The organism is Curtobacterium sp. MCLR17_036 (genome assembly GCF_003234445.2).
GTDB lineage: Bacteria > Actinomycetota > Actinomycetes > Actinomycetales > Microbacteriaceae > Curtobacterium.
The window spans coordinates 2,377,663-2,393,948 of the sequence record NZ_CP126269.1 but is presented as its reverse complement, the minus strand read 5'-3'; the positions used below and the strand labels follow the sequence as shown (position 1 = coordinate 2,393,948).

The window sequence follows — 16,286 nt, the reverse complement described above, 5'->3', positions numbered from 1 at the left end:
CTTTCGAGTTACCGTTGTCGCAACCCGGACCCTTGTCAACTCCCTCAGGACGGCCCGTCAGCATGCTCCACGCATCCAGGCCGATCGCTGCGTTCGCGGTGGTCGGTGCACTCAGTCTCCTCGTGGCCGGTTGTTCCGGCGGCGACGACGCCTCGCCGAGCCCCTCGGCGTCGCGCACCACCAGCGCCACGGCCACCCCGACGTCGACCGCGACGAGCGGCGGCACGGTCGCGCCCACCGACGTCGCGTCGTCGCCGAGCGACGACCCGTCGGACGGCGGCGAGGCCTCGGACGACGACACCCCCGGGCCCTTCCCCGGCAGCGGGGCGACGAACGAGCCCGACGCCGACCCGACGGACTTCGCGGCCACGGCCGTGGTGACCTACGCCGGCTGGGACACCGGGACGAAGACGCTGCAGGCCGGCGGCCTCGTCTCCGGCACCACCGACACGTCCGGCACGTGCCGCTTCACCGCCACGAAGGGCGGTGTCACCCGCACCGCGACGAGCGCGGCTGCGGCGAGCGCGTCCTCGGTGAACTGCGCACAGGTCGCGTTCCCCGCGTCCCAGGTCGCCAGCGGCACCTGGTCCGTCACCCTGACCTACGCCGTCGGCTCCGCGTCGACGGCGTCCGACCCGATGACGGCGGAGGTGCCGTGATGCGTCCCACCCGTACTCCCCGCCGGGGACTCCGATCCGCGCTGGCCCTCGTCGCCGCGCTCGCCGTGGCCGCGACCGGCATGACCTTCGGCACCGTGCTCTCCGAGGCGACCACGACGGAGCCGGCCTCCGCCGCCGTCGCGTCGCAGTTCGACCCGGGCAACATCATCAGCGACGCCGCCTTCTACAACGGCTCGGCGATGAACGCCGCCGCCGTGCAGTCGTTCCTGAACAGCGTCGCGCCGAGCTGCACGCAGCAGAGCGGTGGCCCGGTCTGCCTCAAGAACTTCTCGCAGAAGGTCAGCACCATCAACGCGGTCTCCGGCCGGTGCAGCGCGATCGCGGGCGGCACGAAGTCCGCCGCGACGATCATCGCCCAGGTCGGCGCCGCGTGCGGCATCAGCCAGAAGGCGCTCCTCGTGCTGCTCGAGAAGGAGCAGGGCATCGTCTCGACCTCGCGGCCGACGAACTGGATGTACCAGCACGCGACCGGGTTCGCCTGCCCGGACACCGCGCCGTGCGACCCGGCGTACCGCGGCTTCGCGCAGCAGGTCTACGCCGCAGGGCTGCAGTTCAAGCGGTACCAGGCCACGCCGACCTCGTGGGCGTACCAGGCGGGCCGGAACAACTCGATCCTGCTCAACCCGAACGCCGCCTGCGGCCGGAAGACCGTGTACATCAAGAACCAGGCCACCGCCGGGCTCTACATCTACACGCCGTACACGCCGAACAGCGCCGCGATGTCGAACCTGTACGGGTCCGGCGACAGCTGCTCGGCGTACGGCAACCGCAACTTCTGGCGCATGTACACCGACTGGTTCGGGTCCTCGAACGGCGGGGGCAACCCCTACGGCAACGTCGACGCGGTCACCGCGAGCTCGACGTCGTCGATCACCGTCACCGGCTGGGCGGTCGACCCGGACACCACCAAGGCACTGCGCGTCGCGTTCTACGTCGACGGCGCGGGTGCGAAGACGGTCACCGCCGACGTCAAGCGGTCCGACCTCGCGAACACCCTCGGCTCGGGCAACACCGCGCACGGCTTCTCGACGGAGCTCACCGGGCTGTCGGTCGGGGCGCACTCGGTGTGCACGTACGCGATCAACCAGGGCGCCGGGTCGAACACGCTGCTCGGCTGCTACACCCGCACGATCACGAGTGCGGCGCCGAAGGGCGTCATCGACAGCGTCACCGGCGGTGCCGGCACGATCTCGGCGAGCGGGTGGGCACTCGACCCCGACTCGACGAAGCCGGCGACCTACAAGCTGCTCGTCGACGGCACGAACCGCGGCGGTGGGACCACCTCGACCACCCGCAAGGACGTCGCAGCGGTGTACCCGGGCGTCGGCACCACCCTCGGCTGGTCGAAGAAGCTGACCGGCATCGCGGCCGGCAAGCAGACCGTCGTGCTCTACGTCATGGACAAGCCCGGCACCGGGTACGTCAAGGTGGCCTCGAAGACGGTCACGGTCACGCCGCCCACCACGGGCAAGACCGGCAAGACCGGCACGGTCCGGGGCACCTACGAGTCGGTGACCGGTGGCGTCGGCACGGCGACGGTCACGGGGTGGGCGATCGACCCGGACGTGTGGGACCCGGTGCAGTACCTGCTGCACGTCGACGGAGCCCGTGGTGGCACCGGGACGGCGAACGCGAAGCGCACCGACGTGCAGGCGAAGCACCCGGACTGGGGCTCGGACGTCGGGCTGTCGGTGAAGCTGACCGGGCTGTCGGCGGGCAAGCACACGGTGCGGGTGTACTTCCAGGACCTGCCGAGCGGCAAGTGGGTGAGTGCCGGCACGAAGACCGTCACGGTGACCAGTGCCGCGGCCGCCGCGCCGTCCTCCGGCACCACGGGCAAGACCGGCAAGACCGGCACCGTGCAGGGCACCTACGAGTCGGTGACCGGCGGTGCCGGCACGGCGACGGTCACGGGGTGGGCGATCGACCCGGACGTGTGGGACCCGGTGCAGTACCTGCTGCACGTCGACGGTGCCCGCGGTGGCACCGGGACGGCGAACGCGAAGCGCACCGACGTGCAGGCGAAGTACCCCGGTTGGGGTTCCGACGTCGGGCTGTCGGTGAAGCTGACCGGTCTGTCGGCGGGCAAGCACACGGTGCGGGTCTACTTCCAGGACCTGCCGAGCGGCAAGTGGGTGAGTGCCGGCACGAAGACCGTCACGGTGACCAGCGCCGCGGCCGCCCCGCCGACCTCCGGCACCACGGGCAAGACCGGCAAGACCGGCTCCGTCACGGGTGCCTACGAGTCGGTGACCGGCGGTGTGCACAGCGCGACGGTCACGGGGTGGGCCATCGACCCCGACGTCTGGGACCCGGTCAAGGTCAAGATGCACCTGGACGGGGTCGCGATCGACCCGGGCGTCGCGAACGCGAAGCGCACCGACGTGCAGGCGAAGTACCCCGGCTGGGGCAGCGACGTCGGGCTGTCCCGGACCCTCACGGGCCTGACCGCCGGCACGCACACCCTGCGCGTCTACTACCAGGACCTGCCGAGCGGCACGTACAAGAGCTTCGGGACCAAGACCTTCACGGTGATCGACCCGCCGTCGACCGGCAAGACCGGCGGCACCGGGCCGGTCACGGGCGCCTTCGAGTCGGTGACCGGCGGCACCGGCACGATCACGGTGCAGGGCTGGGCCGTCGACCCGGACGTCTGGGACCCGGTCAAGTACAAGATGCACCTGGACGGCGTCGCGGTCGCCCCGGGAACCGCGAACGCGACCCGGACGGATGTTCAGCGCAGCTACCCGGACTGGGGTTCGGACGTCGGGCTCTCCCGCAAGCTCACCGGCCTGGCGAAGGGCACGCACACCGTGCGCGTCTACTTCCAGGACCTGCCGAGCGGGACCTACAAGAGCTTCGGCACGAAGACCGTCACCGTCCGGTAGACGGTCACCGACGACGGACGGGAGGCACGGTGCCAGCTGGCACCGTGCCTCCCGTCCGTTGCGTGGGTGCGTCCACCGGACCCGCTCCCGTGCCCGCCCGGGGTGCGCGGAGCGCCGGGTGTCAGCGGCGCGCGCGCCGCGCCATGAGACCGAGGCCGTGCAGGACGCGGTACTCCGGCGACCGGGTCAGGCCGTGGAACCGTGCCGCGATCTGGTCGCGCTCCGCCTCGGCGACCTGCCGCGCCGTGTCGTGGGCGCCGACCTTCTGCTCCGAGACGATGAGCCGCTCGTTGATGTCGTGCACGCCGGCCAGGTGGACGTCGCGGTCGTGCTCGGTCCGACGCAGGAGCTCGCGCTGCTCGGTCGCCCAGCGCAGGAAGGCGCTCCGCTCGCCGCTCCGGCCCGAGGCGGCGGCGACGGCGGCGTCGAGCGACGGGCCGACCTGCTCGGCACGGCTGCGGAACGAGTGCCGCTCGACGACGACGGCCCGGAGCCGTTCCACCAGGGCGGTGCGCTCCTCGCGCGGCATCGCGAGTGCACGCTCGAGCGACGCGGCGTCGTCGAAGACCGGCACCTCGGCGAGTCCGAGCTCGTCGAGGCCGAGCGCGCAGTCGGTGACGGGCAGCGCGCCGCAGGCCAGCGACTCGTACAGCCGCGAGTTGAGCGTGCCGTAGGCGGCGGCCGGGGCGATGACGTCGTCGACGACGAACCCGGCGGCGCGGTACACCTCGGGCAGCGAGAAGTACGAGACCATCGGGCGGAGCTCGACACCCGGCGAGGGCTCGACGTGGTCGACGTTGGCGGCGTACCAGATGATCGGCTCGGCCGGGGCGACCTCGGCGAGGACGTCCTGCACCAGACGGCGGACTCCCCAGAAGTTCACCGTGGTGACCGCGCGGTCGGTCCGGGCGGCGTCGGCCGCGGCGACGGGGTCGACGTCGGCCGGCTCGGCGTGGGCGTGCGGCCGGTCGGTGGTGAACAGGTCGAGGTCGACGCCGATCGGCACGACCTCCACCGTCGTGGCGACGTGCGGGGCGATCGCGTCGCGGGCGATCGTGGACGACGTCCACACGGCGTCGAACTCGTCGAGGTAGGGCAGCGCCGCCCACTTCTCGGTCCAGTTGCGCACCCAGGCCACCAGGGCGGTGCCGGCCGGCACGTACCCGGGCACGAACGACTCGATCATCACGACGACGGCCGCGGTGTCGGCGGGGACCTCGTCGCCCCAGCGCTCGAGCGGCCACATCGCGACGCCCCAGCCCTCGGCGCGCAGGGCTCGGGCCAGGCCGAGTGCCACGAACAGGTCGCCCTTGCCCTCGGCGGGGTCGGCGGTCGACACGGCGAAGCGGACGGTGCCGCGGGGGCCCTCGGCGTGCGTGCCGGCCGCGATGGCGGCGTAGTCCTCGTGCAGGACGGAGGGCAGGGGGGTGCTCGGGATGGCGGCAGTCACGCCCGCCATTCTGCACGAACCGGCGGCGGCCACCGGGGAGCGGCCGGGCGCGCCTTGTAGGGTGTCATCGGCCGCGGCACCCCGCGACCGAGCCACCGATCCGCGCCCCCGCGCGGCAGCTGCTGGAGGAACCCGCGTGACAGAGCGCAAGCCGGGAGTCGTGTCCGTCGTCCTCGTGAACTACAAGGGCACCGACGACACCCTGACGAGCATCGCGGAACTCCGCAAGCAGGACTGGCCGCAGGACAAGCTCGAGGTCATCGTCGTCGAGAACGGCTCCGGGCCGGAGCACCTCGGGCGGCTGCAGGCCTCGACCCTCGACTTCACGCTGGTCGACGCCGGTGCCAACCTCGGCTTCACCGGCGGTTGCAACCTCGGCGTCGCGAAGTCCTCGGGTGAGATCGTCGCGTTCCTCAACAACGACGCCCGGCCTGACACCGGCTGGGTGCGCGAGGCGATGGCGACGTTCGCCTCCGGCGCCGACATCGGAGCCGTCGCGTCGAAGGTCCTCGACTGGGAGGGCGTCAACGTCGACTTCACCGAGGCCGCGATGACCTGGTACGGCATGGGCTACAAGCCCTTCGCCGGGTCGCCGGACACCGGCCGGTGGGAGAGCGAGACCGACGTGCTGTTCGGCACCGGCGCCGCGATGTTCATCCGCGCCGAGCTCTTCGAGCAGCTCGACGGCTTCGACGACCGCTACTTCATGTTCTACGAGGACGTCGACCTCGGCTGGCGGCTCAACCTGCTCGGCTGGCGCTTCCGCTACCAGCCGAAGTCCGTCGCGTTCCACAAGCACCACGCGTCGATGAACAAGTTCGGCGACTTCCGCGAGACGTACCTGCTCGAGCGGAACGCCCTCTTCACGCTCTACAAGAACCTCGGCGACGAGCAGCTCGCCGCCGCCCTGCCCGGCTCGCTCGCACTCGCCGTCCGCCGGGCCGTCGGCCGCGGCGAGCTCGACTCCACCTCGCTCGACCTGCGGAACCCCGGGGACGACAGCGTCCCCACCGTCCCGGTGCCGAAGACGAGCATGGCGGGCATCTACGGCGTCGACCAGTTCGTCGAGCAGCTGCCGTCGATGACCGAGTCCCGCCGGCAGATCCAGGCGACCCGCGTCCGCACCGACCGCGAGCTCCTCCGCCTGTTCGGCAACCGCGACGAGCCGGCCTACCCGATCGAGAACTACCTGGCCGGGTACGACAAGATCGTGCACTCCCTCGGCGTGCTCGAGGTCGGCACCCGTCGCCGCGTGCTCATCATCACCGGCGACTCGATCGGCGCGAAGATGGCCGGCCCGGCGATCCGCGCGACGCAGATGGCGAAGCAGCTCGCGTCCGAGCACGACGTCCGCGTCGTCAGCCTCACCCGCTCGTCGCAGATCGACCCCTCGTACGAGGTCGTCACCGTGCCGCACCGCCACCCGCGCCAGATGGTCGAGCACGAGGGCTGGGCCGACGTCATCATCGTGCAGGGCCACGCGCTCCGGCTGTTCCCGGTGCTCGAGTCGACGAGCAAGATCCTGGTCGTCGACGTGTACGACCCGCTCCACCTCGAGCAGCTCGAGCAGGGCCGCAGCGACGACGTCGACAAGTGGAACCGCCAGATCCTCGACGCCTCGGACACGCTGAACCACCAGCTCGAGCTCGGCGACTACTTCATCTGCGCCTCGGAACGCCAGCGGATGTTCTGGCTCGGCCAGCTCGCCGGCTCCGGCCGCGTCAACGCCCGCACCTACTCGCGCGACGCCGACCTGCGCTCGCTCATCGGCGTCGTGCCGTTCGGGCTGTCCTCGACCCCGCCGGTGCACGACCAGCAGCGGGTCAAGGGCGTCGTGCCGGGCATCGGCAAGAACGACAAGCTCGTCGTCTGGGGCGGGGGGATCTACGACTGGTTCGACCCGATCACCCTGGTCCGCTCGATCGCCCAGCTCGCCGAGCGCCGTCCGTCGGTCAAGCTCTTCTTCATGGGCGTGCAGCACCCGAACCCCGACGTCCCCGAGATGGACATCGTGGCGAAGGTCCGCGCCGAGGCCGACGCGCTCGGCCTGACCGGCAAGCACGTGTTCTTCAACGACCAGTGGATCCCGTACGAGGAACGCGGCGCCTACCTGCTCGAGGCCGACGCCGGCGTCTCGACGCACTACGAGCACCTCGAGACCACGTTCTCGTTCCGCACCCGCATCCTCGACTACCTGTGGGCTCGTCTGCCGATCGTGACGACCGCGGGCGACTCCTTCGGCGACCTCGTCGCCGAGGAGAAGCTCGGCATCGCCGTGCACGAGCAGGACGTCGACGGCCTCGCCGCGGCGCTCGAGACGGCCCTGTTCGACAAGAAGGCCCGAGCGACCTTCATCGGCAACGTCGACCGGGTGCGCGAGCAGTTCACGTGGGAGAACGTCCTCGCCCCGCTCGTCGACTTCTGCCGGAACCCCGTCCGTGCCGCGGACAAGACCGTCCGCGACACCACGTCCTCGATCCAGCCGCACACCATGCGCGTCCGGGTGCCCGAGCGCAAGAAGCTCTCCGGCGTCCGCTACGACGTCGGCCGCGCGGTGCACTACCTGCGCACCGAGGGCCCGCGCAGCGTCGCGGGGAAGATCAAGCGGCGCCTCGACAACCGGTGAGCCCGACCGACGCCTCGGCGCTCGTCATCGTCCCGACGTACGACGAGGCCGAGAACGTCCGCGCGATCACGTCGGCCGTCCTGGCGGCGTCGCCCGGGGTGCACGTCCTGGTCGTCGACGACGGCAGCCCGGACGGCACCGGCGACATCGTCCGCGCGATCGCCGCCGAGGACGACCGCGTGCACCTGCTGCAGCGCTCCGGCAAGCTCGGGCTCGGCACCGCCTACGTCGCCGGGTTCCGCTGGGGCCTGGAGCGCGGCTACCCGCTGCTCGTCGAGATGGACGCGGACGGCTCGCACCCGGCCGACCGCTTGCCCGCGCTCGTCGACGCGGTCACAGCCTCGGACGACGTCCTGCTCGCGATCGGCTCCCGCTGGGTGCCCGGCGGCTCGGTCGTCGACTGGCCGCTCCGGCGTCAGGCGCTCAGCCGCGGCGCGAACACCTACGCGCGCTGGGTCCTCGGGCTCGACGTGCGGGACATCACCGCGGGGTACCGGGTGTACCGCGCCTCGGCGGTCGCCCGGATGGACCTCGGCTCGATCGACTCGAAGGGCTACTGCTTCCAGGTCGACATGACCCTGCGCGTGGACGACCTCGGCGGCCGCATCGTCGAGGTCCCGATCCGCTTCCGCGACCGCGTGCACGGTGTCTCGAAGATGAGCCGCTCGATCGTGGTCGAGGCGATGCTCCGCGTCACGCAGTGGGGCGTGCAGCGCCGCCTCGGGCGACGCACCCGTCCCTGAGGCGCGCAGCCGCGTCGCGCTTCCCGTCCGGCGGCGGGACGGGCGCGTCGTCGCTTGGTGAGCAGGAACGGTCGCGTCCGGTGCATTGAGGCGACGTCTTCTACTCACGATGTGCGCGTCAGGCGCGCTTGTCGCGTCGGACGGGAGGCGTGGCGTGCTGCCGCCACGGGCCTCCCGTCCGGCGGCAGGCGGCGACCGCGTCGCTGCGTGAGCAGAACGGAGGCGACGTCTTCTGCTCACGATGTGTGCGCCAGGAACGCACGTCGGGTCGGACGGGAGGCGCGGCGCGGTGCCGCCACGCGCCTCCCGTCCGGCGGCGGGCGCCCACCGCATCGCTTGGTGAGCAGAAACGGTCGGGTCCGATGTGCGGAGGCGACGTCTTCTGCTCACGATGTGCGCGTCAGGTACGCGTGTCGGGTCGGACGGGAGGCGCGGTGCGGTGCCGCCACGGGCCTCCCGTCCGGCGGCGGGCGCCCACTGCGTCGCTTGGTGAGCAGAAACGGTCGCTTGGGGTGCGTTGAGGCGACCGTTCCTGCTCACGATGTGCGCGCCAGGAACGTACGCCGCGTCGGACGGGAGGCGCGGTGCGGTGCGGTGCCGCCACGGGCCTCCCGTCCGGCGGCGGGCGCCCACCGCATCGCTGAGTGAGCAGAAGAGGTCGGGTCCGGAACGTGGAGGCGACATCTTCTGCTCACCATGTGCGCCCGGCGCCCCGCGCCAGGAGCCCCGCGCCCGCGCCCGCGCCCGCGCCGCGCCCGCGCCGGCGCCGCGCCCCGCCCGCCGCGCCCTACACGCGCGGCAGGTGCCGGCGCCAGGAGCGCCGCCGGGCGGCGATCACGAGCACCGTCACGAAGACCATCAGCCCCGCGCCGTGCAGCAGGTAGCTCTCGGCCGAGCTCGTCACCGCGAGCAGCACGAGGACCGCGGCGGGCCACACGTACGCGACCCCGGGGAAGGTCGTCGCCGTCACCCAGGCCCGGGCGAACGCGAGCAGGGCCGTCACCGCGAGGATGATCGTGCCCGCGAGCCCGATCTGCAGCCAGGCGTCGACGAAGGCGTTCAGGCCCGAGGTGAACCGGGCGCCGGCGGGGTCGATGAAGGTGACGTAGGGGACGACCGCCTCGTTCGGCCAGGTGCCGACCCAGCCCCAGCCCTGGATCGGGTACTGGGCGACGAACACCCGGATCTGCGACCACAGGTCGACGCGGGTGGCGGTGCCGCCGGCGGCGCCGATCTCGGCGAGCAGGCGGCCGCGTGCGAGGACCGCGAGCACGAGGGCGAGCAGGACCGCGGCGCCGAGCACGCCGTTCACCACGGGGCGGGTCGCCGGGCGGGCGTGCCGGAGGGACCAGAGCGCGAGCGCCGTGATCGCCAGGGCGATCATCGCGAGGCCGGTGATGGGGGACTGCACGAGCATGAGGGCGATCACGGCGAGTGCGGTCGACCCGATCGCCCGCCAGACGGTCACCGACCGGGTGAGGAACTCGACGACGAAGGTGACGAGTGCCATCGCGGCGATGAAGCCCATGAAGTTGCGGGTGCCGCCGATGCCCTGGATCGGGCCGCCGTAGGCGATGTCCCCGCGGATGCCGAAGGCGGGGAAGGGGACGTCGAGGACGAGGCCGGCCAGGACCTCGAGGCCGAGGGCCGTGACGAGCAGGATCCGGAAGGCATCGCCCGACGCCCGGATCACCTGCACCAGGTCGCGCCCGAGCGCCAGGTAGAGCCCGAGTCCGATGAAGCCCACCGTCTCGGTGAAGCCGCGCAGGGCGACCCAGGAGTACTCGCTCCAGAGCACGCTCAGCGCGCAGTAGCCGACGAAGGCCAGCAGTGACAGGGGGAGCACGCCGTGCCACTCGATCCGGTAGCGCTGCCCGAGCAGGCTCAGCCCGGCGAGCACGAACAGCGTGACGAGCACGGCCCAGGTGCCGGCAGGGCCGACCAGGGCCTGCACGGTGGGCTGGCCGAAGCCGAACAGCACGATGACGGTCGCGAGCGCCTGGCTGAACCGGCCACCCGCCGAGAACCCGATCCAGGCCGACAGGTAGCGGCGCCCGAGCACGTGTCTGTCCACCCGGCCGTCCGTCACGCGTCCATCTTGGCGCACGTCCGTGTGACGAGTCGCCAGGGTGCCGACGGACCACCCCTATCGACGATGCGCGATCAGGACCTACCCTCGCCCGATGGACCGCGTGCGCAGGGCCGCCGGAGCGCCGCTGGCAGCGGTCGTCGTCGGCCTGCTCGCCACCGCGCTGGCCTGGCACCGGCTCGGTCCGGTGACCCGGGGCACGGTGTGGGCCGAGGACGGCGGTGTCTTCCTACGGGAGCGCATCGCCCTCGGACCGGTCGACACGCTCCTGCACCCGTACGCCGGGTACGTCCACCTGGTGCCGCGGCTCGTGGTCGACCTCGGGTACGCGCTGCCCGCGGTCCGCTACGCCCAGGTCGTGTCGCTCGCGAGCTGCCTGGTGGTCGGCGGCGTGAGCGCGCTCGTGTTCCTGCTGTCGCGGGACCTCGTGCGCCCCTGGCCGTTCCGGCTGGTGCTCGCCGCCGTGCCGGTCGTGCTGCCGCTCGCGCCGGTCGAGACCAGCGGGAACGCCGCGAACCTGCACTGGTACGCGCTCGTCCTGGTGCCGTGGGTGTTCGCACACCGCAGCGGCACCACGTGGGGAGCGGTCGCGCTCGCCGCGGTGGCCGCCGCCGCGGTGCTCACCGAGCCGCAGACGGTGCTGTTCGCGCCGCTGCTGCTGCTCGGCTGGTGGGATCGGCGGGGGCGTCTGCGGGCACTCCCCGTCACCGTCGCGACCGTGGCGGCCGCTGCGGTGCAGGTGGTCACCGCCGTCACCCACCCGCGGACGGTCGTGCCGGGTGCGCCCGCGGTGCGCGACCTGCTGGCCGGGTACCTGCTCCGTCCGGTCGCGGGGGCGTGGGACCCGCACCTCGGTTCCGTCCTGACGGCGGTCGTCGAGCGCGGGTGGTGGGTCCTGCTCGTCCCCGTCGCCGCGCTCGCGCTCGTCCTGGTGGCGGCCGTCGTGGCCGCGCCGCTGCGGGCGCGCTGCGTCGTGGTCGCCTTCGCGGTGGCTTCCGGCGTCGTGTGGACCGCCGCCGGGCTCGCGAACGGCGGCACCGGGCGGCACTGGGCGCAGCCCGTGGCGTCGATGGCAGCGATCAGCCCGCAGCGCTACGACGCGGCCGCCGGCCTGCTGCTGGTGAGCGCCGCCGTGGTCGCCGCCGCCGTGCTCGCCGACCCCGACCACTGGTCGCCCCCGGCGCGTCGGACGGGAGGCCCGGGTCGCCTCCTCGGGGCACTGGCCGCCTGGACGGTGGTCACCCTGGTCGTCGCGTCCGCCGTGCTGCACGTCGCTCCCGACGCCACCCGGCGCAGCGGCGGACCGGTGTGGGCCGCGCAGATGCCCGCCGCAGCCGAGCAGTGCCGGGTGGACCCGTCGACCGGGGTCGTGCGCGTGCGGACGGCGCCGTGGTCGGCGCCGGTCCCGTGCGCATGGCTGTCGCGCTGACGGACGGGGAGCGGACCTCGCGGCGGTGGGGTCAGCGCGTCGCGGTCCCGCGGAACTCGCGCCGGGCGGGTGGGGTGCGCGGCCCGTCGCCGGTGGACAGCGGTTCCTCGCCGACGAGCACGATGCGGCTCTTGATCGCCAGCAGGGCGAAGAGCACCCAGTTGCCCTGGTAGAGCAGTCGTGACTCGGCGACCGACTGCACCAGGAGCGCGACGACCACCAGGAGCGGCAGCAGCGACACCGGGTCGAAGGTGCGCGGCCGGAGCGCGGCGTCGTACCCGATGCGGGTCGCCGACGCCCACGAGCGGGAGAGCGTCGTGAGCACGTACACCGCGAACAGGAGCAGACCGATGATCCCGGTCTGCATCCAGACGTCGAGGTACGCGTCGTGCGCCTGCAGGTAGGTGACGCCCTTCCGGTGCGCCAGGTCGGCCAGGGTCGGGATGCCCGGCCACCAGTAGCCGATCCAGCCCCAGCCGACGACCGGGTGCTGGTCGACCAGGCCGAGCACCTTCACCCAGATCTCGCCGCGTCCCGTCGCGTCGGAGCCCTTGCCGAGCAGCTCGGACACCGGGCCGCGCAGCACCGCCGCGGCGACGGCCGCGGCGACCGCGACGACCGCGAGCACGAGGTACCGGGGGGTGCGCCGCTCGGTCGGCACCCGGCGGATCCAGAGCGCGGCCAGCGCCACGACGACGACGACCACGGCAGCGGCGACGACCGTCGAGGACCGGGTCAGCACGAACACGAGCGCGGCCAGGGCGAGCCAGCCGACGGCCCGGTTGCGGCGCATGCGGCCCTCGGCGAACTGCACGGCGACGACGATCGCCACCAGGAGCGCGACCATCGCGAGCAGGTTCGCGTTGCCGGGGAGGCCCTGGATGCGCCCCCCGGTGAACAGCTCGGCGCGCGAGAAGTAGAAGGCGTCCGGGATGTCCGCGTCGCCGTAGTCGGTCCAGATCGGGGCGATCGGGTGCCGCACGACCACCGCGACGACGGCCTCGAAGACCAGGGAGAGCAGCAGCACCCACCGCAGGGCGAGGCCGATCGCGTCCCCGATCCGCCGCCAGGTGAGCGTGGAGGCGATGGCGAACGCGACGGCTGCGCAGATCACCTGCACGACCAGGCTCGAGATCGTCGCGAACCGCCAGTGCGACCAGACCAGCGAGACCAGGCACCAGGCGAGGAACGCCCAGAGCGCCCACGGCGTGCGCACGATCGGCGGGCGGGCCCGGACCAGGATCGTGCCGCCCCACGCCGCGACGAGCGCCCAGAGCACGCCCGCGCCGACCCAGGTCAGGGTGTTCGGCACCGCGTCGCCCGCGAACAGCACGAAGAGCGTGGTCGCCCCGAAGGCGAACGCCTCGCGCTCCGGTACGGTCCCGCGTGCGAGCGGCCAGGTGTTCGTCACGTCGCCAGGGTACCGGCCGGGCCCGGCCGCGTGGGCCCCCGGACGGCGCCGGTAGGCTCGCGGCATGTTCCTCGGCATCACCAACACGCCCCGCGACTACGCCTGGGGCTCGGTCACCGCCATCCCCGAGTTCCTCGGTCGGACCGTCACCGGAGCGCCGCAGGCGGAGCTCTGGCTCGGCGCCCACGCCGGCAGCCCGAGCGTCGTCGTGAACCCGGCCATGGTCGGCGGCGCCGACACGCTCCGCGACTGGATCGCCGCCGAACCCGAGACCGCCCTCGGGTCGGACCGCACCGGTCTGCCGTTCCTGCTCAAGGTGCTCGCCGCCGCGGCGCCGCTGTCGCTGCAGGCGCACCCGACGCCCGAGCAGGCCGAGGAGGGCTTCGCGCGCGAGGAGCGCGACGGCGTCCCCCTGGACGACCCGGCGCGGAACTACAAGGACCCGTTCCCGAAGCCCGAGCTCGTCGTCGCGCTGAGCGACCGGTTCGAGGCACTGAGCGGCTTCCGCCCGGTCGAGGACACCCTGGCCGAGGTCCGGGTGCTCGACGCCGGCAGCGGTCGGCTGGGGCCGCTCGAGGTCCACCTGATGCACGGCCTCGAGGACACCGTGCGCTGGCTCGAGACCGCCGACGACTCGGCGCTCGCCGTCGTGCAGGCCGTCAGCGACCTGGCCGCCGCCCTCGACGACGACCTGCTCACGCCGAACACCGCGACCGTCCGCGACCTCGCGGCGAGCTGGCCGGGGGACCCCGGCATCGTCGTCTCGCTGCTCATGCACCGCGTGACGCTCACCGCCGGGCAGTCGATGTACCTGCCCGCCGGGAACATCCACGCCTACCTCGACGGCCTCGGCATCGAACTGATGGCGCCCTCCGACAACGTCCTGCGCGGTGGCCTGACGCCGAAGCACGTCGACGTGCCGGAGCTGCTCCGCGTGCTCGACTTCACGGCGTACCCGGCACCCCTGCTCGAGCCGGAGCACCTGGCGGCCGGCGTCGACCGGTTCGCGCCCGAGGGCGTCGGCTTCGCGCTGGTCCGGGTGACCGGCGACGGCCGACCGGTCGGGCTGAGCACCGGCGGGGTCGCACCGCTGCGCGGCCCGTCGATCGCGATCTGCACCGAGGGCGTCGTGACGCTCGTCGGGGCGACCTCGGCGACGCTGCTGCGCAAGGGGGAGTCCTGCTTCGTCACCCCGGACGAGGGAGACGTCACGGTCGAGGCCGACTCGTCCGGCGGCGTGACCTCGACGGTGTTCATCGCCACCGGGGCGTGACGGCCGCGCGCCACCGGGGCGTGACCGTCGTCCGCTAGCGTGGCGGACATGAGTTGGCTGGTCACCGGCGGTGCCGGGTACATCGGGTCCCACGTCGTCCGCGCGCTCGGCGCTGCGGGCCTCGACACCGTCGCGTTCGACGACCTGTCGAGCGGTTTCCGTTCGTTCGTCGCCGAGGACGTCCCCTTCGTCGAGGGCACCATCCTCGACGGCGAGCTGCTCGGCCGGACGATCCGCGAGCACGGCGTCACCGGTGTCGTGCACGTCGCCGGCTACAAGTACGCCGGCGTCTCGGTGCAGCGCCCGCTGCACACCTACGAGCAGAACGTGACCGGGACGGCGACGCTCCTGCGCGCGATGGCCGAGAACGACGTCACGAAGGTCGTGTTCTCGTCGAGCGCCGCGGTGTACGGCACGCCGGACGTCGACGTCGTCGTGGAGTCCACCCCGAAGGCCCCGGAGTCGCCCTACGGCGAGTCGAAGCTCATCGGCGAGTGGCTGCTGCGCGACATGGAGGTCGCTGCCGGCTTCACCACCACCTCGCTCCGGTACTTCAACGTCGTCGGCTCCGGCGAGCCGGACCTGTACGACGCCAGCCCGCACAACCTGTTCCCGCTGGTGTTCGACGCCCTGCTCGCCGGCCGGACGCCGCGGATCAACGGCGACGACTACGCCACGCCCGACGGCACCTGTGTCCGTGACTACGTGCACGTCGCGGACCTCGCGCACTCGCACGCCGTCGCGGCCCGCAAGCTCGCCGACGGGGAGCCACTCGAGCGTGCCTACAACCTCGGCAGCGGCGACGGCGTCAGCGTCCGACAGATCATGGACGCGATGGCGTCGGCGACCGGGATCGCGTTCGAGCCCGAGGTCGCTCCCCGGCGTCCGGGCGACCCGGCCCGCATCGTCGCGACCGGCGAGGCGGCCGCCCGCGACCTCGAGTGGTCGATGCGCCACACGCTCGACGAGATGGTCACGAGCGCGTGGGAAGCCCGCCGCAGCGTCTCCTGACGGCTGCCGAGGGCCCTCGTCGTCCCCCGTCCGCGCTGCCGCAGCGTCGCGACACGCCCGTACGGGGGACATGACACGCCGAAGCGGTCAGCACCTTCTATGATCCGCGACTTGACTCCGAGGAATCACACCGGTGTAATTACACCGACGACATCAGTCGTCGTGGTCCCGATTCCGAGACGTCAGGGGTGATCAGGGTGAACGGTTCCGACTTCCACGCCGGAGTTCCGGAGGACTGGCACGTCGACCCCGTCGCGCTCGGCGTGCCCGGGGTCCGTCGTCCGGAGACCGACGACGAGGAGAACCCGCTCGCCTGGCAGGCCGACTCGCTGTGCGCGCAGACCGACCCCGAGGCGTTCTTCCCGGAGAAGGGCGGTTCGACGCGCGAGGCGAAGAAGATCTGCACCTCGTGCGAGGTCCGCAGCCAGTGCCTCGAGTACGCCCTCGAGAACGACGAGCGCTTCGGCATCTGGGGCGGCCTCTCCGAGCGCGAGCGTCGCAAACTGCGGAAGCGCGCCTGAGCGTTCACGGGGCGCCAGCCCCGTGCGAAGGCGCCGAAACCCAGCCACAATGGCGCCCCTGAGGAGCCTGCGACGAAGGCGCCGGAACCCAGCCACCTGCGTCCCGACGCTGCTGGTCGTTGAACGCCCCCACATCTTCACGCCGCGCCGCCGTCCGCAGGCCGA

The 16,286-nt window shown here is 72.6% G+C and carries 11 protein-coding genes; 8 read left to right on the top strand and 3 right to left on the bottom strand.

Translation table 11 applies throughout. The features are described from left to right. Positions 1 to 122 precede the first annotated feature (122 nt). Positions 123 to 659, top strand: coding sequence for a hypothetical protein (locus tag DEI99_RS11145; RefSeq protein ID WP_284180800.1), 537 nt, complete (start codon positions 123 to 125; stop codon positions 657 to 659). After that, a complete protein-coding gene (locus DEI99_RS11140; RefSeq protein ID WP_181434381.1) occupies positions 659 to 3,568 on the top strand; it encodes a hypothetical protein in 2,910 nt (969 codons plus the stop codon). Before DEI99_RS11145 ends, DEI99_RS11140 begins: the two co-directional genes overlap by 1 nt. 121 nt (positions 3,569 to 3,689) lie before the next feature. Here DEI99_RS11140 and DEI99_RS11135 read toward each other — a convergent pair whose 3' ends face one another. Beyond that, entirely contained in the window at positions 3,690 to 5,018 is a 1,329-nt protein-coding gene (locus DEI99_RS11135) for a glycosyltransferase family protein (RefSeq protein WP_181434380.1), read from the bottom strand. A 136-nt stretch (positions 5,019 to 5,154) separates the two neighbouring features. Between DEI99_RS11135 and DEI99_RS11130 the strand changes: the two genes are divergently transcribed. Both DEI99_RS11130 and DEI99_RS11125 read left to right on the top strand, forming a co-directional pair. Further along, positions 5,155 to 7,644, top strand: a complete 2,490-nt coding sequence (locus DEI99_RS11130) for a glycosyltransferase (RefSeq protein ID WP_111041169.1) — start codon at positions 5,155 to 5,157, stop codon at positions 7,642 to 7,644. Continuing rightward, positions 7,641 to 8,387, top strand: coding sequence for a polyprenol monophosphomannose synthase (locus DEI99_RS11125; protein WP_111041168.1), 747 nt, complete (start codon positions 7,641 to 7,643; stop codon positions 8,385 to 8,387). The genes DEI99_RS11130 and DEI99_RS11125 overlap by 4 nt, the downstream gene beginning before the upstream one ends. A 787-nt stretch (positions 8,388 to 9,174) precedes the next feature. Here DEI99_RS11125 and DEI99_RS11120 read toward each other — a convergent pair. Next, a complete protein-coding gene (locus DEI99_RS11120; protein ID WP_181434379.1) occupies positions 9,175 to 10,476 on the bottom strand; it encodes an O-antigen ligase family protein in 1,302 nt (433 codons plus the stop codon). Between the two features lie 94 nt (positions 10,477 to 10,570). Between DEI99_RS11120 and DEI99_RS11115 the strand changes: the two genes are divergently transcribed. After that, positions 10,571 to 11,905: a hypothetical protein gene (locus DEI99_RS11115; RefSeq protein ID WP_111041166.1), complete on the top strand. Its 1,335-nt coding sequence runs from the start codon at positions 10,571 to 10,573 to the stop codon at positions 11,903 to 11,905. Positions 11,906 to 11,936: 31 nt separating this feature from the next. Here DEI99_RS11115 and DEI99_RS11110 read toward each other — a convergent pair whose 3' ends face one another. Further along, complete coding sequence (locus DEI99_RS11110; RefSeq protein WP_111041165.1) at positions 11,937 to 13,316, bottom strand: O-antigen ligase family protein; 1,380 nt, start codon at positions 13,314 to 13,316, stop codon at positions 11,937 to 11,939. A 64-nt stretch (positions 13,317 to 13,380) separates the two neighbouring features. Between DEI99_RS11110 and manA the strand changes: the two genes are divergently transcribed. From manA to DEI99_RS11095, 3 genes are all read left to right on the top strand, one after another. Then, on the top strand, positions 13,381 to 14,589 hold the full coding sequence (manA, locus tag DEI99_RS11105; protein WP_111041164.1) for a mannose-6-phosphate isomerase, class I: 1,209 nt from the start codon (positions 13,381 to 13,383) through the stop codon (positions 14,587 to 14,589). 48 nt (positions 14,590 to 14,637) lie between these two features. Continuing rightward, positions 14,638 to 15,600, top strand: a complete 963-nt coding sequence (gene galE, locus DEI99_RS11100; protein ID WP_111041196.1) for a UDP-glucose 4-epimerase GalE — start codon at positions 14,638 to 14,640, stop codon at positions 15,598 to 15,600. 188 nt (positions 15,601 to 15,788) lie between these two features. After that, positions 15,789 to 16,121 carry a WhiB family transcriptional regulator gene (locus tag DEI99_RS11095; protein WP_083404860.1) on the top strand — a complete coding sequence of 111 codons (333 nt, stop codon included), beginning with the start codon at positions 15,789 to 15,791 and terminating at the stop codon, positions 16,119 to 16,121. The last annotated feature ends 165 nt before the right edge of the window (positions 16,122 to 16,286 follow it).